This window comes from Crateriforma conspicua (genome assembly GCF_007752935.1).
Classification (GTDB): domain Bacteria; phylum Planctomycetota; class Planctomycetia; order Pirellulales; family Pirellulaceae; genus Crateriforma; species Crateriforma conspicua.
Genome location: NZ_CP036319.1, coordinates 660,194 through 680,777 on the forward strand (window position 1 = coordinate 660,194; position 20,584 = coordinate 680,777).

Annotated in this window: 12 protein-coding genes and 1 pseudogene; 8 read left to right on the forward strand and 5 right to left on the reverse strand. The window is 57.9% G+C overall.

Annotation, left to right across the window (positions count from 1 at the left end):
• Window positions 1–168 precede the first annotated feature (168 nt).
• Window positions 169–987 (forward strand): annotated as a pseudogene (locus Mal65_RS02505) (sodium:solute symporter family transporter); the annotation flags it as partial.
• On the opposite strand, the gene Mal65_RS02510 reads toward Mal65_RS02505, so the two are convergent.
• The 4 genes from Mal65_RS02510 to Mal65_RS02525 all read right to left on the reverse strand — a co-directional run bounded on the left by Mal65_RS02510 (window position 984) and on the right by Mal65_RS02525 (window position 10,695).
• Window positions 984–6,230, reverse strand: a complete 5,247-nt coding sequence (locus Mal65_RS02510; protein ID WP_145293358.1) for a DNA repair ATPase — start codon at window positions 6,228–6,230, stop codon at window positions 984–986. The pseudogene Mal65_RS02505 and the gene Mal65_RS02510 overlap by 4 nt on opposite strands.
• Window positions 6,231–6,361: 131 nt before the next feature.
• The gene (locus Mal65_RS02515) at window positions 6,362–8,374 is read right to left on the reverse strand and encodes a flotillin family protein (RefSeq protein ID WP_145293360.1); all 2,013 of its coding nucleotides are present in this window, start codon (window positions 8,372–8,374) and stop codon (window positions 6,362–6,364) included.
• A gap of 64 nt (window positions 8,375–8,438) precedes the next feature.
• On the reverse strand, window positions 8,439–9,185 hold the full coding sequence (locus Mal65_RS02520) for an OB-fold-containig protein (RefSeq protein ID WP_145293362.1): 747 nt from the start codon (window positions 9,183–9,185) through the stop codon (window positions 8,439–8,441).
• A gap of 277 nt (window positions 9,186–9,462) precedes the next feature.
• Window positions 9,463–10,695 carry a site-2 protease family protein gene (locus tag Mal65_RS02525; RefSeq protein WP_145293364.1) on the reverse strand — a complete coding sequence of 411 codons (1,233 nt, stop codon included), beginning with the start codon at window positions 10,693–10,695 and terminating at the stop codon, window positions 9,463–9,465.
• Window positions 10,696–10,896: 201 nt separating this feature from the next.
• Here Mal65_RS02525 and Mal65_RS02530 point away from each other — a divergent pair, with 201 nt between their 5' ends.
• The 6 genes from Mal65_RS02530 to Mal65_RS02555 all read left to right on the forward strand — a co-directional run bounded on the left by Mal65_RS02530 (window position 10,897) and on the right by Mal65_RS02555 (window position 17,806).
• On the forward strand, window positions 10,897–11,343 hold the full coding sequence (locus Mal65_RS02530; RefSeq protein ID WP_145293366.1) for an RbsD/FucU family protein: 447 nt from the start codon (window positions 10,897–10,899) through the stop codon (window positions 11,341–11,343).
• Window positions 11,344–11,512: 169 nt separating this feature from the next.
• Window positions 11,513–13,507 (forward strand): RecQ family ATP-dependent DNA helicase, encoded by a 1,995-nt coding sequence (locus Mal65_RS02535; protein WP_145293368.1) that lies wholly within the window; start codon window positions 11,513–11,515, stop codon window positions 13,505–13,507.
• 93 nt (window positions 13,508–13,600) lie between these two features.
• Window positions 13,601–14,584 (forward strand): oxygen-dependent tRNA uridine(34) hydroxylase TrhO, encoded by a 984-nt coding sequence (gene trhO, locus Mal65_RS02540; protein WP_145293370.1) that lies wholly within the window; start codon window positions 13,601–13,603, stop codon window positions 14,582–14,584.
• A gap of 212 nt (window positions 14,585–14,796) precedes the next feature.
• A complete protein-coding gene (locus tag Mal65_RS02545; protein ID WP_145293372.1) occupies window positions 14,797–15,039 on the forward strand; it encodes a hypothetical protein in 243 nt (80 codons plus the stop codon).
• Window positions 15,036–16,376: an APC family permease gene (locus Mal65_RS02550; protein ID WP_145293374.1), complete on the forward strand. Its 1,341-nt coding sequence runs from the start codon at window positions 15,036–15,038 to the stop codon at window positions 16,374–16,376. The genes Mal65_RS02545 and Mal65_RS02550 overlap by 4 nt, the downstream gene beginning before the upstream one ends.
• Window positions 16,373–17,806, forward strand: a complete 1,434-nt coding sequence (locus Mal65_RS02555; protein WP_145293376.1) for an aldehyde dehydrogenase family protein — start codon at window positions 16,373–16,375, stop codon at window positions 17,804–17,806. Before Mal65_RS02550 ends, Mal65_RS02555 begins: the two co-directional genes overlap by 4 nt.
• 389 nt (window positions 17,807–18,195) lie before the next feature.
• On the opposite strand, the gene Mal65_RS02560 is transcribed toward Mal65_RS02555, so the two are convergent.
• Complete coding sequence (locus Mal65_RS02560) at window positions 18,196–20,196, reverse strand: AAA domain-containing protein (protein WP_145293378.1); 2,001 nt, start codon at window positions 20,194–20,196, stop codon at window positions 18,196–18,198.
• A 33-nt stretch (window positions 20,197–20,229) separates the two neighbouring features.
• Between Mal65_RS02560 and Mal65_RS02565 the strand changes: the two genes are divergently transcribed.
• Window positions 20,230–20,523, forward strand: coding sequence for a DUF1294 domain-containing protein (locus Mal65_RS02565; RefSeq protein WP_165701016.1), 294 nt, complete (start codon window positions 20,230–20,232; stop codon window positions 20,521–20,523).
• The last annotated feature ends 61 nt before the right edge of the window (window positions 20,524–20,584 follow it).

A 20,584-nucleotide genomic window follows, 5' to 3' on the forward strand; every position in this document is an offset into this window, starting at 1 on the left:
ATTGTCTTCGCACCACGGTGGGAAAGCAAGTTTGTGTGGCCTGTCCCAGATTGGCGCGTCTGACACGCCGACGGATTTCGCCATGCACCCCGATCGAACCTGTTGGGACATCAGGACGATGTGCAGTCTTTCGACTCGATACGAAGGTGGGCACGTCGGTTTGATGAAATCGTCGTGGGGGCCTTTGCCCAGAACATTTCGTCCTCCACCGCCGATCAGGCCGGGGTGCAGCGTTACAAGACGACCGCGGATACGCGGTTGGCAGCGCGTTCGATTTGGGCCAATGCGGTGCTAACCATTCCGGCGACGATCTTGTTCTTCGGGATCGGAACGGCATTGTTTGCGTATTATCATTCGCATCCCGGCAAGCTTGATCCGACGATCACCACCGACCAGGTCTTTCCACTGTTCATCGCTCGGGAGATGCCGATAGGTTTTGCCGGATTGATCGTGGCCGGTGTTTTTGCTGCCGCTCAGTCGACCGTTTCGACCAGCATGAATTCCGCGGCGACCGCGGTTGTGACCGACTTCATGCGACCGTTGAACGTTTGCCGTTCCGAAACCGGTTATTTGACCGCTGCCCGGTGGTGCACTTTTCTGATTGGCGTTGTCGGTACGCTATTGGGATTGGTGTTTGTGAACCCTGAAATCAAATCGTTATTTGACACGTTTTTGCGTGTCATCGGTCTGTTCATGGGCGTGCTGGGCGGTTTGTTTGTTCTTGGCGCATTGACCCGACGTGCCAATGCAACGGGTGCGATGATTGGTGCCCTTGTCGGTGCCACCGTGATGTTTTGTCTGTGGAGATTCACACAGGTCAACGGTTTCTTGTATACCGCAACGGGCATCACGTCTTGTGTTGTGGTCGGAATGATCAGCAGTCTGGCCTTCGGCCGACCGAGGCAAGATTTGACGGGATTGACCGTTTACACCCTGGGCCAAGCGTCCGGCGTCAAGCAGCAATCACCCGCGGAACATCGAGGTTAAGGACCCTCGTCGGTCTTCCCATCTTGAAAGGCCTTTTCGACGTCTTGGTAGGTTTTTACCATTCGATCGAGTTGCTGCTGCAATTGTTGCAAGTCGCTGCCACTTTCGATCTGGTTTTGTAGGATCGGACGGAGCCATTCCTGCATCAAGTGGAACTGCCCTTTGACCAACTCCGCTAGAACGCGGGGAACTTTGTGTTGAACCAGCACTTTTTGGTCCGGTGGTGACGTCGCTTGTTGTCGGGCAATTTGTTCCAGACGTTCGGCGGTGGTGTTCAGGGATTCGGAAAGCTGAGCTCCCGAAGTGACCAGTCCGTCTCGGATCGATTCGACACGTTGGTCCATGCGGCGTTGTTGGTCTTCATCACCGACCGCGATCGCCCGGCTGATGACCGCACGGATCGATTCTAGACCGTCGCGCATCGACGCAAGTTGCCGCAGCAATTGCCCGGTCGTGTCGCTGTCGTCCAGGCCCGACATACGGACGCTTTCGACGAAGGCGTATTTGATGCCGTCCCAACGTTCTTTCTGTTCTGGTGTCAGGACGCCCAGCAGTTCACGGAACTTCAGCATGTTCGCTTCGTTATCCGTGGTCAGCGTCTGGGCGTCTTGTTCATAGCTGCTGACGATCAGTGACTGCAATTCGCGGTCGTTCATCACCGGCGCGACCTTTTCGGCGATCCGGTTCATGTTTCGGTAGCTGCCTTGCAGTTTGAACGGTGGTTCAGTTCGATAGGCATCCGCTTGGGCGGCACTTTGGATGTAGGTTCGGTTGACTTTCAAGACGACGTCACGCACACGCAACAGTTTGCGAATGACTTCGTACATGTCGTTCAACTGGTCGGGGCTGATCTTGGTTTCCAGTTCGATCCCTTCCATCGAATCACGCTGGGCCGCGGCGATGATGGCGCGGGCGTCCGATGGTGGCGCGGTCGATAGCGGTGCGAGGGTTGGATTGCTGGTCAAGCAGTTTTCCAAATACGACATTTCAAATGCATCGGAAGATTCTCCGATGATTTCGCCCAAGTTGTACACGTCCGCACGATTGGACAGCATGTCGGGGATCTGGAACCGTTCGCCCGATTCGGTGTAGGGGTTGCCCGCCATGACAACCGCGACACGACGACCACGCAAATCGTAGGTACGTGTTTTGCCGTCGCGGACACCTTCGATCTTCCGCGTCGCATCGCACAAGGAGATGAACTTCTGCAGTAGTTCCGGGTTGGTGTGCTGTATATCGTCCAGGTACAGCATCACGTTGTCACCCATTTCCAGAGCTAAATTCAATCGCTGGACTTCTTCCCTGGCGGCGGCGTTGGGGGCTTCGGCGGGATCCAGCGAAGTGACACCGTGGCCGATCGCCGGGCCGTTGATCTTCATGAAGACGATCCCCAACCGATTGGCGATGTATTCCATCAACGTCGTCTTGCCGTACCCCGGTGGCGAAATCAGTAGCAACAGTCCCATACGATCGGTGCGTTTGCCGTCACCCGCGGCACCGATTTGTTTGGCCAAGTTGTCACCGATCAGCGGCAGATAGACTTCGTCCAGCAACCGGTTACGGACAAAACTGGTCAAGACCCTTGGTTTGAATTCATCCAAACGCATGGAGTCACGCGACTGTTCGACGATCCGGTTTTTTGATTCGTGTAGCCGCTGAAAACTCGGAACGACCGAACGGACGTAATGGCTCATTCGGTCGGTGAACTCGTGATAGTCCAACGACAACTTGCCACCGCTGATCCGTGAATGGCTGCCAACGATTCCGGAAAGCATTTGGGCCGTCGTGGCGGTGGCGGTCTTGAACGAATCTGCACCACCCCACTGGATCAACAAGGCCAGTTCATTGCGGTGCGCGATGGCCTTTTGACGATCGGAATCGGAAAGCGAATCGATATGTGCGTCTGCCCAGTTGCGGGCAAGAACAAAGGCTTGCGTCGCCGAAACACTGGATGGTTTTCCAGTGGCCGGCATTTTTCCCGCGGTTTGGAACTGTGTGTACAGTTCTGCCGCGTCACGGCTGATCGTCGACTTGCGGACGGATGTCGTCAGTTGGTCGAACAGGTAGTCAGCCATCCGCTGCGGAGTCAAAGTCGAATCAAACAGAGACGAAAATTCATCGAATTGTGCGGTGATTGCGTCGCACAATTGCTGGTGAAATTGACGCGCCGGTGTGGCGTTGGGATAGGCTTTGGCAAGTCGGCCGTAGCCGCCGACCCAATCAGAAAACGATTTTTGCGTGGCGGTGTCGGCTAGCTTCTTCAGCCACAGCAGTGACGCCGCGCGGACCGTTGGCGAATGACGCAACAACCCTAGTTGCCGGTCCATCGCAAGCAGCGTGGTCAGCACGATCGCCGCATCATGATCGTGCACGCCTTTGGCATAGCCTTCTTCAAAACGACCCGCCATCTGTTTTTGAACCCATGTGGTCCATTGCGGCAATGCCTCGGGATCGTCCGCGTCAAGTTCGGTTGGAAGCCTGCCGCTGCTGATTGAACGAAACAGGTCGTATGCCAGGTATTCGCCACGATAGACATCGCGGTTTTCGCTGATCAATGCTTGATCCCAAAGATCGCGGGCATCTTCCAACGCCGCATCGTGCAGAGGATCAAAGTACTGGGTGCCGGTCAGGTGAAGGCACATTTGACCATCACGCAAGACGGTGGTCAGGTCCAGCGGTTGTGTGTTGACGGCAAAACGCTTGTCGCCCAGACGGATGACTTCGCCGCCGTCCTCGTACAACTCGCGACGATCCTTCAATTGCCGAACGGCGTCTTCGCGAGCCGATTTCAGACGTCCACGCAGGTCTTCGGCGCGGACGGCATCATTCAAGTCGTCCAGCGAATCGACGATGTCGCGGACCTTTTGAACCATCAGATCGCCGGCAAAGTAGGCGGCGATTTCCTCAGGAGTTTCAATCGTATCGATGCGCGACTTGATGCTCTGCAGGATCCGGTCCGCTGCGGTCGCCAGCGATTGTGCCCGCCGGTTTTGCTTTTCGACCAGCGCGACCTTGCGGCTTTCAAACGCCGCGTAGATCTCTTCCCGCCGAGTTGCCAATTGCGGAATGAAGTCGTCGAATTCCGCAAAGCGGCCTTCCAGTTCCTCCAGTTGCAACATGACCTTGGTCAGGTACTGGTCACACTTGGCGGGCGTGTCGCAGATGTCCAGGTATCCGGCCGTGCTTTGGGCCAGCAACTTCATCTGTGACGCAAACTCCGCACGACCCTCGACCGATTGAAGGTCCTGGATTCGGGCCTTTAGCGCGCTGCGGACGCGATTGACCGACGCCAGCACGTCGCCGATGTTATCGACGATGGTGGTGCGTTTGGTGGTGTCATCGATTTTAAGGTTGCTGACGGTTTCGGTCAGCATTTCCAGATGTTCGGCCGTTTGGTCGATGCGTTCCTGGATCTCTTTTGCGGCCGCAACGGTTTCCGTTTGCCGGATCGTCGCATCGATTTCTGCAACGCGTTGCGTGTACGGGGCAAGTGCGTCGTTGCCCAGAAGAAAATCGACACACCGCCGGCTGATCCTTTCGGATTTTTCAACGACAGACGTTTCCAGGGATTGCACCCGAGTTTTATCGACGTACCGGAGGTCTTTCAACGCCAATGCAGCGGCCCGTTGACGTCGCAGTTTTGACAGGACGTCGACGAAGTCATCGATTGATTCGAAACGGCTGCGATCAACCGCCTTCAACAATTCATCAATCTCTTTGGCGACGCGTTTGGTCGCAGATTCCGTTTCGTTCTTTGCGCGGACGACCTTTTCAAATTCTTCGATGGCCGTATTGGCCGCTTGGCGGATCTGATTCAGCGGCTGGTTCAGTTCCTGTGTTTCCGCTTTGTCGATCCAAAAGTATGAATCCAGGATGTCGCCAGTTTTCTTGGCAATGTCGACGTACAGACCTTCATAGCTGTCGTCTTTGTCGATCAGTTGCAACACTTCGTTGCATTCGGACATGCCCCGAACGATTTCTTGGTTGCCGATTTTGAACAGAAGCGAATCGCTTTGGTGTTCGGCGATAAAATCGGGTCCGGTAAACGGGGTCTGCCAGACCTGGATCGCGTGGTGTTTTTGTGGCTGGTCGTTTCCGGTGAAGCAAACCATTTCGCCACGCTGGAAAAACGTCTGGCCATGACAGACCAACGGCGTGTCCACGGTTTGGTTGATCAGGTTGTAGCGAAGCTGGATGTAGGTGCCGCTTTCCGGGTTGTAAAACAAGTACAGAAAGTCTTCGCCGTTGGGCGATGCCACGGTCCGCTGGTAACGCATGTCGATCAGGCCGTGATCGAAGCGTTTGAACTGACCCGTCTGCAGATAATAACCGCCGGGGAAAATCAGCCCCTGGTCGCTGGGCAACATCACACAAGCGTGTTCGATTTCGTCCAGACGCATCGCCTGGCCCAACTTTCCATTGAACACAAAATGGCGGAACGTGTTTTCTTGGTACGGTTTGATCCGGATCAGAATCAAGTTTCCGACGACCGCGTAATAGACCTCCGCGTCGTCCAGGGTTTGATCCGGATTTTCGACCGGTTCGGCCAGGATGCCTTCGCCGCTTTCGGTGTTGTCTTCGATCTTGATCGTCAGATCGCCGCCGACCGTTTCGACGAAGACCCGGTCATCCAGACTGATGTGCGGATGTTTTCCGTAGACGTGTTGGTCGCGGGTGGTTCGCGTCCAGCGGAATTCGTGCTGCGCGGGGTCACGGACTTCGTGTTCGCTGCGGTTGTCGACATAGACCAAACGGTCATCTTCGATCCGCCATTTGAACGATTTGATATCACGCGGCGTTTTGCCGACGCGAAAGACCATGTGCAACAATGGCCCGTCGCGAAAAAAGCGGGCGAAGGTCGTGCCTTTATAGAATCGATACAGTTCGGCGAAATCGCTGTGGAATCGGTCGTCGCCGATCAAGTCCAGCGATTCGGTGTGGAATTGGTGGTCATCGAATCGATAGGCGGAAAACACGTCGCCGATTTCGGTTTCCAGTTTTAAACCGAACTGGACGTTGTATCCGAACAGAAAGCGGTCGCCGACGCTGATCAGATCGCGCGGGACACAATTGTGTGTGGTGGTGACGCGTTCGGTCGTCACCAATTTCGTTTCGATGTTGCCAAAGACTTCGCTGCGTGAATCGTTCAAGCGACGCAGTCGGTCGCGCAGGTCCTTGGCGGCATCGCGGATGCGTTGACGCAGGACTTCGTACGTCCCGGCGGCCAGCTGGGTGTCGGTCATGGCACTAGGCGTTCATCGATGGCTGGATGGTTGGCGATTGGTCACCGAGACGGCCGTCACGTCGCAGCGGCAAGGCCGGCTGCAACGGTGGGTGTGGCGCGTGGGTGGTGTCCATGGGGAACCGCAGAGAATCAAGATTTCGACAGCATTCGGCCGGCTTTTTGATCCGCGATGTTGGCGGTCCCCGCCATCGACAGCAGACTGGTCAACTGGCTGCGGACGTCATCGGTCGACGCCATGCCCATCATTTTGGCGATCAGAGCGGCGATCGACAGGTCTTTGACGCCGTCGGTGTCCAGATTGAATTGGCTGATCAATTCGGACAGCTGTTCGCGGAAGTAGTCGGCGTTGCCGTCAAAGAACGTGTCTTTGATATCGGTCGCAACCTTGCTGTTGTAGACGAACCGGTCGATGGCTTTGCCGCCCTTGACCGCGGATGTGATTTGGTCGAAGAACTCGCCGTCGCCACCGACGATGTCGATGCGTGCCGCCTTCAGCGCGTCGGCGACCACACCGGCTTGGCTTTCGGCGATGCCGCGTTGTGCATCGATCGCAGCGATTTCGACTTGCTTGGTCTTTTCCAAGTTCAACTTGAATTCTTCGTGGTCCTTGCCGACGCCGTCCAGCAGTTTCATCGCTTCGGCCTTTTCGGTGATGCCCGTGGCTTCGGCGTGATAGGTTTCGCTCATGACCTTGGCTTCTGCCAAGCCTTCCTTTTCGATGGCAACGGCCTTGGCTTCTTGGACCTTGGCTTCGGCCAATCCGACGGCTGCGGCGGTTGCTGTTTCGCCTTCGGCCAGCATCTTCGCACCTTCAGCGTCCTTGGACGCGGCGTCTCGTTTGGCTTCCGCTTCGATGCGGATCTTTTCAGCCAACAGTTCACTGGCGTCACGTTCGGCCTGGGCCAGTTTGGTTTGGCGAATCAGTTCTTGTTCGGCGGCCATTTCCGCAGCGGTCACTTCGACGCGTTTCAGACGATCGGCGGCGGCGTGTTCTTCGGTGTCCTTGATGCGTTCCTGTTCTTCGACGACCGCACGTTCGACGGCGACGCGTTCGCGGATCACTTCTTGGATGTTTCGCTTTTCGACTTCGATCGCTTTTTCTTTCTCGACATCAGCGACGCCGACCAAACGCATCCGTTCGGTGGCTTCCAAGTCACGGTCACGGGTGACACGTTCCAGTTCCACCGCATCGGTTTTTTCTTTGTTCCGTTTTGCGACCAAGACCTGCCGTTCTTTGTTTTCGGTCGCGATGCCGATTTCTTCTTCGGTCGCGATGCGGGCACGTTCGGCTTCCAAACGTTGTTCTTCTTGGACTTTGGCGGCTGCGGCGTTTTCGCGAGCGGTGATCTCGGCGATTTCGCGTTGTTGTTTTTCGACTGCTTCGACGCGTTGCCGTTCCAGTTCCAGGATGGTTTCTTCCGCTTCGACGTCTTGTTTCTTCAGCGTCTTTTCTTTGTCGCGGGTGAACTGGTTTTCCTTGACCTTTTCATCGGCGGTCAACTCAGTGATTTTCTTGATGCCTTCAGCGTCCAGAATGTTATTGGGCGAAAGCAGTTCGATCGGCGTTTGTTCCAAGTAGTCGATTGCGGCATCATCCAGCCGGTAACCGTTCAAGTCAGTCCCGATGACTTTCAAGATTTCTTCTTTGAACTTGTCGCGTTGGTCGTACAAGTCGACGAAGTCGAACTGCTTGCCAACGGTCTTCAGGGCTTCGCTGAATTTCGCATCGAACAATTCACGCAGCGTGTCGATTTGGGCACAGCGTTTCGCACCGATCGACTGGGCGACCTCCTTCATTTCTTCCGGCGTTTTGTCGACGCGGACGAAGAACGCGACTTTGATGTCGGCACGGATGTTGTCTTTACAGATCAGGCCTTCGCTGCCCTGGCGATGGATCTCGAACGACTTCAGGGTCAGGTCCATGAATTCGTGTTGGTGCAGCAGCGGGACCACGAACATGCCGTCGCCGGTGGCCACTTTCAGGCCGCCCGAACCACTGCGGACCAGGGCGGTATCGGGACCGACCTTGATGTAACACTTTTTAAAGATCGCCGCGGCGATGAAGATGCTGATTGCCAGAAAGCCGATCAAGATGATCGCGGCATCGGCGGCAGCGCTGTTGGTGATCAATTGCGCAAGCATGGTGGAGTCCAACAAGGGTGTTAAATCGACAATGGGCAATGGGAAAGTCATCGGCAAGGGCACCTTAATCTTGGGCCGCGTTCGCATCGGCGGTCGTGACGGTGTAGATGCGTCGGTCGGAATCAAAATCAATGATCCGCACGATGCCGTCACGTGGGACCGTGCCTTCGGTGGTGCGGATGTTCAACAGCAACGGCGCCGCGTCGGTTGTGAATTCGCCTTGGCCAAAGGTCGGCGAAACTTCACTGGTGGACACGCGACACGTTTTGCCGATCAATCGAGCGGCTTCGTACGTCGGACCGCGTCGCGACAGAAAACCAAGTCGATCGGTCAGAACCTTGGTCGCCAGTGTTGCCAGGACCACGTTGCGAGTCGTCAGCAACAATGTCGGGATCAGCGCCGGTGCGAAATGGTCTTGGTCATAGCCGTACCACATCGCGTAACTGACGGCCCAAAACAATGACGTGAACACCGAACACCAAATCACCAAAGGGATTTTGCCCAGGTTCAGCCAACGGACCGTCATCGCACCCAAGCCGCTGACCGTGCCGCCATCGGCGGCGGATTGCCAGGCGGCATCACCGGCGGGAATCTCCGTTTCCATCGAAGCATCGGCGTCACCGAGATCGATGTCGCCGGCGTCCATTTCCATTGCATCCGGATCGATGTCGGCACCCAGCCCGAAATCAAAGTCCAGCAGGCCGAACGCAACGACAATGGCATAGATCAGCATCACGCCGACCATGACCGATGCCGGCCAGACCGGTCCGACGAATAGTCGTTCCAGGAATTGGATGATCGATTCGGACATGGAAATTCGAAAAACGGCGGGGATGAAGGGGGCGGTCTGGGATCGTGGGCATGGTCCTAGCGGATCCTTGGCGCAAAATCCTTCATGAAAGCCAGAATTGGCCGCGGTGGTGCCACCGCGCAGCGGGGGCCGTCCATGACAAGATAGGTCAGAAACGCGGCGCCGTGACACTCGTGATCGCTTTGCGCCTCACGTTGTCCGGATTATCCGCTGGACCCGCATGATCGTTTGCAAGAAACGCTCGGCCGTCCCGGGGATGGGAGCGGGCCGCCGGTCGTCACGACAGTGCGTCGAACTGGGGGGGATGGTTTGGCGGCGGATCGTAGGGTCCCAGGCTTTCAACGCCGGTGGGGTCGGCCGCAGAAATCGGCGACGTCACGGCCGCCGCGGGAACGATGGATTTCAACGTTCCACGCAGCAGCAGCGTGTCCAGATCCAGCATGCCGATCAAAATGCCCCCGTCATCGACCACGGGGATCGCACGTTGGTTGCGGTCACCGGACAACAGAATCGTTTCCAAGTCTTCGTCCAGCGTCGCGGGTGTGATTGAATGGTCCGCCAAGCCGCCGATCGGCGTCATCGGGTCGACGCGTTGTTCGATCGCTTCCCCGACGTCTTTCAAACGCACCACACCGACCACGGTACCGATTCGTGAAACGACCGGTTGGGTCGCCGCCGTGTTGTTTTTCCAATCGAACGCAACGCGACCCAGTGGCGTGTCCATCGGAATGCCAGCCACACCGCGGACCATCACATCGTCCACGCACAGACCACGCACGGATTCCATCACGTCGACTTGTCGTGCTTCGTTCATTCCAGCAAAGGCGATGAAGGCGGCGATGAACACCGGCATGAAAGCGCCCACCTGCAACGCATAGAACGCCATCAGCGCGGCACACAACAATCCGATCCGCGACGCGATAAACGTCGCGCGGCGGTAAGACATCAACATCGCCAGACCGCTTCGCAAAACACGGCCGCCGTCCATCGGAAACGCAGGAATCATGTTGAACACGATCAGCATGATGTTGACCAGCAACATGGTCAGAACGAATCCCCAAATCGATGGCTCGATCAACAGATCACTCAGTTCGATCTGTGATTGGGTGTCCCATCCCAAGCGGATTCCCAGATCGCCGCCGGTAAAGGCATAGATCCCCAGGATCAGCAAACCGGCAATGACCACGTTCACCGCCGGGCCGGCCACCGCGACCAATAATTCTTGCCAAGGCACACGCGGCATCTGCTTCAAACGGGCCACGCCACCGATCGGCAACAGCGTGATGTCCACCGTGGGCACATGAAAGATTCGGGCGGTCAATGCGTGACCGTATTCATGCAGCGTCACGCACAAGAAGACGCCGAACAGACGGGCGACGCTGTAGACAACGCCCAAGGGGCCTTCGGACCAGGACGTGGCGACCATGTACGCGATCAACAATCCGAACGTCCAGTGGACGAACAGATCGATCCCGAAAAAGGTTCCCAGTCGCAGGCGTCGTTCCAGCACAATCAGTTCGTCGGGTTGGTGGAGAAGGCAATGGCGGCATCGGAGGCGTTGGCACCCGATGGCCGGGGCCCTGGTTTTCGTCACGGTCCCCTGCGGCGGCCCATCGGTGCCAAGGGTATGTTACGCGTCCACCCAGTCTAGGTTTCCGCCAAAGTTTGCGGCACCGCAGTTTTGATCCTCCAGCACCCTTGATGGCTTCCCATGTTGCGATCCCGCCTGATCCATCCCCAGATCAACGCCGTCCTGGCCGCCGCCGGGCACCACAGCACCATCTTGATCGCCGACGGCAACTACCCTGCCCTGAACAAACGTGGCCCCAACGCCGAATTGGTCAGTTTGAATCTGATGCCGGGGTTGGTCACCTGCGATCAGATCCTACAGGCGGTCTTGTCGGCCGTCCCGGTGGAGCGGATCCAGACGATGCAGACCGAAACCGAAGGCCCCTATGCGTTGGACGGCGATCCGCCGGTCTGGGAAGACTATCGAAAGTCGATCCGGGACGCCGGATTGGATTTACAGATCGAGCCGATCGAAAAGTGGGATTTCTACAAAGCCGTCGAAACTCCCGATCACGTGCTGACGATCCAAAGTGGCGACCAACAGCGGTACGCCAACATTTTGCTGTCCATCGGCGTCCGCATGGACTGATTCTGCGCCCCGACCGCCGTCGACTTTTCGTCTTGTTCACTTGACGCGGGTGTGGCCAGGTGTACAGTTGTCGGGCCCGTGGTGCGGTGTCGATTCTGTGGCTCCCGCCGGCCGACCGATGGGCAAGACCGATGTGCAAACACCAACCAGGGAAGTCGTGAGGTGATTGATGGCGTCTTCTGCACGTTCAACCAAACGTTCGACGAAAAGTGCGTCCGGATCCGTCGATCCTCCGGCGTCACCACGACCGATCGGTGGCGATCCTCGCGAAGTCTTGCGTGACACCTTTGGTTTGCCGCACTTTCGCGACGGCCAATACGCGGTCATCGATCGTTTGTTGGCAGGCAAAAATGTGGCCGCTGTCTTTCCGACGGGCGGCGGAAAAAGTCTGTGCTATCAATTGCCCAGCCAAATGTTGCCCGGCGTCACCGTGGTGGTGTCGCCATTGATCGCGTTGATGAAAGACCAATGCGATTCGCTGGCCGCGCGTGGTGTCGCGGCGGCACGCAGCGATTCGGGTTTGACGCCGGCAGAATTCCGCGCCGCCAGCCAGGGTGTCCGTGACGGATCGATCAAAATTTTGTTCGTTTCGCCCGAACGCTTTTTCAATGAACGGTTCTTGGCGTCGATCGACGGGTTACCGATTTCGTTGTTCGCGATCGACGAGGCGCATTGCATCAGCCAATGGGGCCACAATTTTCGGCCTGACTATTTGAAACTGGCCGGGTTGACCCGACGCTTGGCAGCCGAGCGTGTGTTGGCGTTGACCGCCACCGCGACGCCGGAAGTCTTGGCCGACATTCGCGACGCGTTCGACATCGCGCCGGATGATTGCATTCAAACCCCATTTCATCGGCCCAACTTGCGGCTCCGCAGTTCGCTGCATTCGGCCGAACAGCAATACAACGCACTGGCCGAACGAATTCGCAGCCGTCCCCGCGGCAGCACGCTGGTCTATGTGACGCTGCAGAAAACAGCGGAGGAAGTCGCCGAACGTTTGACCGACGACGGCATCCCCGCGACGGCCTACCACGCGGGACTGGATAAGGATGAACGCCAATCGATCCAGCAGACGTTTGTCCAAGAGGATGATGCCATCGTGGTCGCAACGATCGCCTTTGGGATGGGCATCGACAAATCCAACCTGCGGTACGTGTATCACTACAACCCGCCGAAGTCGATGGAGTCGTACGCCCAGGAAATCGGTCGTGCCGGGCGCGACGGCAAACCGGCGACTTGCGAAATGCTGTTGGTCCCCGAAGATCGCGTGGTGCTGGAAAACTTTGTCTATGGTGACACCCCGTCACGGCATGCCGTGGGCCGGTTCATCGATCTGGTCGCCGGCCAAGCGGACACGTTTCACGTATCGCATTACCGGTTGTCCAGCGAATCAGACATTCGTGTGTTGGTGATTCGAACGTTGCTGACGTACTTGGAACTGGAGGGCCATTTGCAGGCGACGTCACCGCGGTTTGATTCCTACAAGATCAAGCCGCTGGTCACATCGCAGGCAATCTTGAAACATTTCGATGGTGAACGACGACAATTCGTGGCCGGGATTTTGTCGTCGCTGACCAAAGGACGCACTTGGTTCACGCTGAACATGGTGTTGGCGACCCAGCGTCTGGGCGGCGATCGCCAGCGGATCGTCAAAGCGCTGGACCACATGGCCGAACAGGGATGGATGGAATTACAGGCGACGGAACTGGTGCACGGTTATCGTTGGATCAAACGATTCGATGATCGAAAGACGGTGGCCGATGATTTGTTTGATCGTTTGGCCCGCCGTGAAGAAGGCGAAGTGCGTCGTATCGACGAGGTGTATCACTTGGCCGCGGCCGACAACTGTATGGCGGCAAGGTTGGCTAAGCATTTCGGCCAGTCACTGGAAGACGGCTGTGGTCAGTGCAGTCACTGCACCGGTGATGCGGCCGGCCCCGTCCCCGCCACCAAACCGCGTCCCCTGGGATCATCGGTTGCCCGTTTGCTGGGCGATGTCACCAAACAGTATCCCGATCAGTTCACCCACACGCGGGACAAGGCACGCTTTTTGTGCGGTTTGTCATCACCCGCGTTGATCCGGTCTCGGTTGACCCGCCACGCGGGCTATGGCGTGTGTCAACATTTGCCGTTCGCTCATGTTTTGCAGCAGTTGGACGGATAGGCCGCGACGATAGAATGAGGGTTGGACGTGATCGCGACCTCGGTGACCGAAGGCCGCGATCTTCCCGCAAGCAAAGCTTGATCCCCCGTTGTCATGACCGCACCCCAATCGACCGAGTCGTCCGCTTCGCCCCGCCCGTCGGCTTCGCCCTGCTCCGCCGATCCGATCGTTGTTGCCGCGATGTACCGCTTCGTTCGCCTGGCGGATTTCGAATCACTGCAGACGCCGATCAAGGATCAAATGCTTCGCTGCGGTGTGAAGGGGACCTTGTTGTTGGCCGCCGAAGGCATCAATGGGACCGTCGCCGGTGATCGGCAAGGCATCGATGGGTTGCTGGAATACTTGCGTGCAGACGATCGTCTGGCCGATTTGGATGTGAAGTTCTCCTATTGCGATTCGCCGCCGTTCAAACGCACGCGGGTTCGTCTGAAAAAGGAGATCGTCACGATGGGTGTTGACGAAATCGATCCTGCCCAGTCGGTCGGGACCTATGTCGAACCACAACAATGGAATGATTTGATCAGTGACCCCGACGTCGTGCTGATCGACACCCGCAACGATTATGAGGTCGAAATCGGCACGTTTGCCGGCGCAATCAACCCGCAAACGACATCGTTTCGTCAGTTGCCGGAATACGTCGAAAAGAATCTGGACCCGACCGTCCACAAGAAAGTCGCGATGTTTTGTACCGGAGGAATCCGATGCGAAAAATCAACGGCGTATCTGAAACAGTGTGGCTTTGAAAACGTGTATCACCTGCGGGGCGGCATCCTGAAGTACTTGGAATCGGTGCCCGAGGACGAATCACGATGGAACGGTGATTGTTTCGTGTTTGATCAGCGGGTTTCCGTGGGGCACGGTTTGGCCGTGGGCGAACATGTGATGTGTTTCGGATGTGGCTGGCCGGTTTCGGCCGATGACCAGCAGGACCCGCGATACGTCCGTGGTGTGCATTGTCCCCACTGTGTCGACAAGCTGACCGAAGACCAGAAACGGCGTTTCACCGAACGCCAGCGACAACTTGACGCGGCCGATCCGGCGGGCACACCCGCCGCGGATATTGAAGCGATCCACTGACGAAAAGGTGACGACGGACATCCATCGAATCACCGCGACAGCATGGCCGCCGAATCGCCGATGATCCGTTGACCGGGGCTGCCCCGCTTCGGCTAAACTGTTCGTTTGCCGGGATCCTTGTGCGTTTCCCGATTCGAAAGTCGATCGTCCATCGGTTTGCCACCGGTTACGTTCGACCCAACTGTTTTTATGTGAATCACGGGCGTGCTGCTATGAAAAGTCGCTTTGCTGCAATCGGTCGGATGTTGATGGTGTTGGGCGGTTGTTGTGCCGGCGGTCTGGCCAGCGCGCACCCGGGCCACGGTCTGGTGGACGAAGGGCCGGTGCATCAGGCCACATCCCCCGAACATTTTCTGTCGATCGTCGTTGCCGCTCTATTTGTGGGTGGTCTGGCCGTGTTGTCGGCGATGGTTCGTAAACCGGTTTCCGGCAAAACGCCGTCGGCAAACGAGTGACACAGAAACCGCCGACGTCACAGGGGCGTCGATGTTTGGATTTGACGTCGGCCGTGGCGATCGTCGCGGCCAGCATGATCGGTGCTGGCGTTTACACGACCAGCGGGTTTTCCATCGCGACCGCCGATTCGGCGTGGACCGTGGTGGTGTTGTGGATCATCGGCGGTTTCGCGGCCGTGTGTGGCGCGATTGGTTATGCCGCGCTGTCGCGTCGGTTCACCGAATCCGGCGGTGAGTATCTTTTTCTGTCCAAGACGCTGCACCCGGTCGCCGGCGTCGTCGCCGGATGGGTTTCGGTGCTGGCAGGTTTTACCGGTCCAATCGCCTTGGCCGCATTGGCTTTGGACGTCTATCTGGTCGATGCGGAAACGTCGGCCCTTCCCGCCGGCAGCTTCGCGGCTTTGGCCATTGTGGCGGCCGCCGTTTTGCACTCGATCAGCGTGCACCCGTCTGCTCGGGTGCAAGATGTTGTGGTGGCATTGAAGCTGGCGGTCTTGTTGGGCCTGGTTTGTTTTGCTGCCACCGTGGGACCATCGAACTGGCTGGGGTTGCAGGCAGCCGACACGCCGCCATTTTCTTGGGGCGAAACCGCGACGTCCCTGTTGTACATCTCGTTCAGCTATGCGGGTTTCAATGCGGCCATCTATATCGCCGGTGAAGTGAAAGACCCCCAGCGGAACGTTCCCATGGCGATGGTCGTTGGGACCGTGGTCGTTGCGGTCTTGTACATCGCCTTGAACGCAGCATTCGTGTTGATTCCATCACGCGAATCCATCGCCGGCCAGCCGGACGTTGCTACGATCGCGGCGCGCGCGATTGGTGGGACGACTTTGGAAACGTTGGTTCGTTGGGTGATCGTGGTTTCCTTGGCCACGTCGATCTCCGCATTGGTGATGACCGGACCGCGGGTGTACGCCAAGATGGCCGACGACGGCTTTTTGCCAAGATTCTTCAGCTTTCAGCATCGCGTACCGTTGGGGGCGATTTGGATTCAAGCGGTGGCATCCATCATCGTCGTGTTTTGGACGGACCTTCAATTCCTGCTGGGATACCTGTCTTTCACGCTGATGTTTTGCTCCGCGTTGACGGTTGCAATGGTTTGGAAGCAGCGTGATTTGGATTTATGGGGTTCACAATGGTTGCCAAAGATTGCATCGGCGATTTTTGTTCTGTTCAGCGTGATGACCATGGTGGTTTCTGCCCGGGTGAACATGGGCGGCACCATTGCCGCTTTTGTCACACTTGCGATTGGCGTGGGCGTGTATCTTTTGCGGTCCAAGTCGAACGCGCCGGATTCCGGGGCGAAATTGGGTCTGGAACGTAAGTCGGAAGAATGAACGACCAGAGCACGGATTCCTTCGGACATTGGATCGACGGTGTTTGGCGTGATCCCATCGATGGCGTTTGGCGGGAAAACCACAGTCCCATCGATCAGCGGTGTGCCGGGCGCTTCGCGGTGGCGTCGGTCGCTGATGTCGATTCGGCGGTCGCATCGGCACGCGACGCCTTTGAACAGAACCGTGACGCCAAGCCCAGTGACCGCGAGGCCTGGTTGTTGGCCGCGGCGGACGGTTTGCAAAACTCAGCCGATGAAGTGGTCGACGCGCTGATCGTCGATACCGGTTCGCCGATCAGTAAAGCACAGCGTGAAGTGGCGACGTCGATCGGTGTGCTGCGCGCGGCCGCCGGTGCCTGTCGCCGGATCTTGGGACAGACATTGCCCAGCGACGTTCCGGGCCGATGGAGCTTTGCCGTGCGACGTCCGCTGGGGGTGGTCGCTGGCATCACGCCGTTCAACGTACCGCTGATCAAAGCCGTCAAGCACAGCGCGTTGCCACTGGCGACCGGGAATGCCGTGGTCATGTTGCCGTCACCACAGGCACCCCACATGGCCGCAATGTTGGCCAAAATTTATCAGGGTGCCGGGGTTCCGCGTGGGCTGTTCAATGTCGTCTTTGGTGACGGCGATGTGGTCGGCGATGCACTCACCATCCACCCTGACGTTCGGATGATTGGCTTCACCGGCAGCACGACGATCGGTCGCCGTGTCGCGACGCGGGCCGCGGTCGATGGCAAACGAGTCACGTTGGAAATGGGGGGCAAAAATCCGGCGGTCGTTTGTGGTGATGTTGATTTGCAGTCGGCGGCACCGATGATTGCGATGGGCGGGTTTCTGTTCCAAGGCCAGATTTGTATGTCCACCAGTTGGGCGCTGGTCCACGAAAGTGTTCATGGCGATTTGTGCGAACGACTGGTCAACTTGGCGACGCGTTTGCCCGGTGGCGACTTGCGTGATCCCGCGACGGTGATCGGACCGATGATCAGCGATCGGCAGTGCGAAAGAGTTCAGCGGTTGGTCGACGACGCGGTCGATCGCGGCGCCAGAGTGCTGTGTGGTGGCGGGCATTCCGGACGTACGTTCCAGCCAACCGTGCTGGCCGAGGTCGATGATTCGATGGACGTCATGAAGCAGGAGATCTTTGGGCCGGTCATTTGTGTCCAGCCCTTCACCGATTTGCAGGACGCCATCGATCGCATCAATGATCGCCGGTTCGCCCTTTGTGCCGCCATCCACACTGATTCACTTGGCGATGCCAGGATGTTTGCCAACCAATGTGGTTGTGCGATGGTTCACATCAATGGGCCGACCGTCCAGGAAGAAGCACACGTGCCTTTTGGCGGCAATAAGGACAGTGGCTTTGGACGCGAAGGCGCGTTGGTCGGCATTGATGAACTGACCACGTGGCAGTGGGTCACGGCGAACTAGTTCCCGTGTTTGGATCACGGGGAACGAATCGCAGTGAGCGTAATTCCGTCGACACCGTCGCGGTGATTACAGGATCGAACTGGTCAGGATTCCCGCGATGGTTGCCAAGGCAATGACGACAAAAGCGATGGTCGGATCGGTCGGTTGGGTGTGTTCGGACATCATCTGGCGCGGCTCCCGTCGGCGAATCTGGATCAAGACATCTGGGGTTCTTTTGGAGGCGGACATCGGATGCGTTCGACTCACGTGGGATCAAAACGCGGAATTCGATGTGCCCTTAGTGCCCAGCGGAAGCCACGGGAAAACGTGACAAGAAAAACCGCCGAATTGTCTTTTTCCCGTCTCGGGCCGTGCCGGGGTAAATTCGCTGGCCCCGGCGCGGACGTCTTTCAAAGCCCCATTTCGCTCGCGAATTCCCAGACGCTGTGATAGGCCGATTGGTCGTCGAAGTACTGCAGCATGTCGGCATAGAACGCATCATTGCCAAGCGTGCCGCTGTCACCGACGACCACCAGACGGCGTTTAGCGCGGGTCATCGCGACATTGGTCCGACGCGTGTCTTTCAGAAAACCGATTTCCCCGGTTTCGTTGCTGCGGACCATCGTCAACAGAACGACGTCTTTTTCGCGTCCCTGAAATCCGTCGACGGTGTCGACTTCGATGCGATGGTCATCCAGTCGGGATCGCAGACACCGAACTTGGGCGGCGTAGGGGGCAATGATGGCGATTTCCGATGGCCGCACGCCGCTTTCAATCAACTGGCGGACCAGGAACACGATCACGTTGGCTTCGCCCGGATTCAGTTTGCTTAAACCGTCGGGTTCCAATTGTTCGTCCATCCCCGCGCCGGCGGTGTCGATCAACATCAGGGGGGAATCCGTCCAGCGGTTGTTTTCTACGTGCGGCAGGTCAGCCAGCAGACGATCTTTGACCGAGGCGTCGGCCACAAGATCACCGTCATAGAACGTATCGGACGAAAACCGCATGATCTGTTGGTGCATCCGGTACTGGACTTTCAAGCGTCGAAGGATCGCTTCGCCGTCGCGTTCGACCAAACGCTGCATCGTCGATCGCCGCATCCCGTCGTCGGCGGCTTGGTCGCTAAGCACGGTGGGAGGAAGCTGGAAGTGATCACCGGCGATCACCAACCGCTCGGCACGATCCACGGCTTGCCAGATCCCGGTTTCGGTGCACTGACAGGCTTCGTCGATCACCACCAAGTCAAAATCGCGTTTGCCCAACAGGTCATCATCGATGGTCGTGGTGGTGCAGATCACATCCGCGCCGTCCAAGACGCCACGGACGATCGAACGCTCCAGTGCACGGATTTGTCCGCGCAGCTGGCCAGCCTCGGCGAACAGTTGCCCGCGTCGTTTGTAACCTTCACGTCCGCTGGGACGTTTCGATGCGGCGTTGACCAATTGGTCGACTTCTCGGCGCATGTCTTCGATGACGGCGGCCGACGGATCCGATTCCACTCGTTCATCCAGCGTGTGCCCCCGCAGCGATTCAAATACCCTCGCCGGATGCCCCACGCGGATGACGGCGTCGTGCATGTCGACCAATTTTTCCATCAGGTTGTCGACGGCGGTATTGCTGGGGGCACACGCCAGCACTCGGCCGCCAAGCCGGACGGTTTGATAGATGATTTCGGCAACGGTTGTGGTTTTGCCGGTCCCCGGCGGACCGTGAATGACGGCCACGTCTTGGGCGGACAACGCGAATCGCACCGCTTCGCGTTGCGGCGGGTTCAAGTCGGTCAGAAATTCCACTTGGGGTTCTTGGCCGAACCGCAGCGGTCGGTTTCCCAGGATGACGTCACGCAGTTTCGCGGCGCGGCCCTCGGCGGTTTGGCTCTTGGCCATCGCGGCCAACTGACGACGGCGTGTGGTTTCATCCGGCGAAAGGTCGATGCGAAAACGATCGCCTTCGGGCCAGCGTTCGGTGGCCACTTGGATCGTGTGGGACTTGCGGCGACTGACAACGCCGGCGACGCCTTCATCGGATTCGTCGGCGTCGTCGCTGATAACCACCGGCGATCCGACCTTCAACCGGTTCATGGGCAGCGGTGCGGAGGTCGCTTTGACAAACTCCAACAGGTATCGGCCCGCCAATCCGATTTGGTGATCCGACATGTCCATCGCCAACAGCGTTTCGCCGGTTCGTTCGACGTCGGCGCGGCGTTGCATCTGGCGGCGTCGCGCCATGCGTTGGCGTTCCGCTTCGGATTCCAAATCCAACCAGCGTCGCAGGAGATCGAAATAGCGTTGTGGATCTTGAAAATCGGTGTCGGTGGCCGGTTGTGGATCGACCAGTCCTTCGGCGAACCTGTCGGGAAGCGCCCGCTTGGATGAGTCTTTGGATCGTTTCGGGCGGCGGCGTGATGACATGAGGGATGGTTATGGGGGCTTCGGAGCGAATCAGTGTTGGATTGGCAAATCGGCTGGATGGTCGTGGTGGGTTGGGTGCTTGTTTTTTCTTCGGCCGAAATCGCCGCCTATGGCTGGGACAAGTGGTCAGCGATTCGCAACCGACGACGAATCCCCGAGTCCACCTTGGTGACCATCGCCGCGTTGGGGGGATGGCCCGGGGGGATGCTGGCATCGCGATGGTTTCGGCACAAGACCATCAAAGGCAGCTATCGGGTCAAGTTTGCGGTCGCCACGGTCGTCAACCTGGCTATACTTGCCACGCTGGTGTACCTGTTCGTTTGTTAAGTGGTTTGCCGGTGGGGTTGGCGGTTTTTCGCGTCGCATCAACTCGGCCCACGGACCCGAT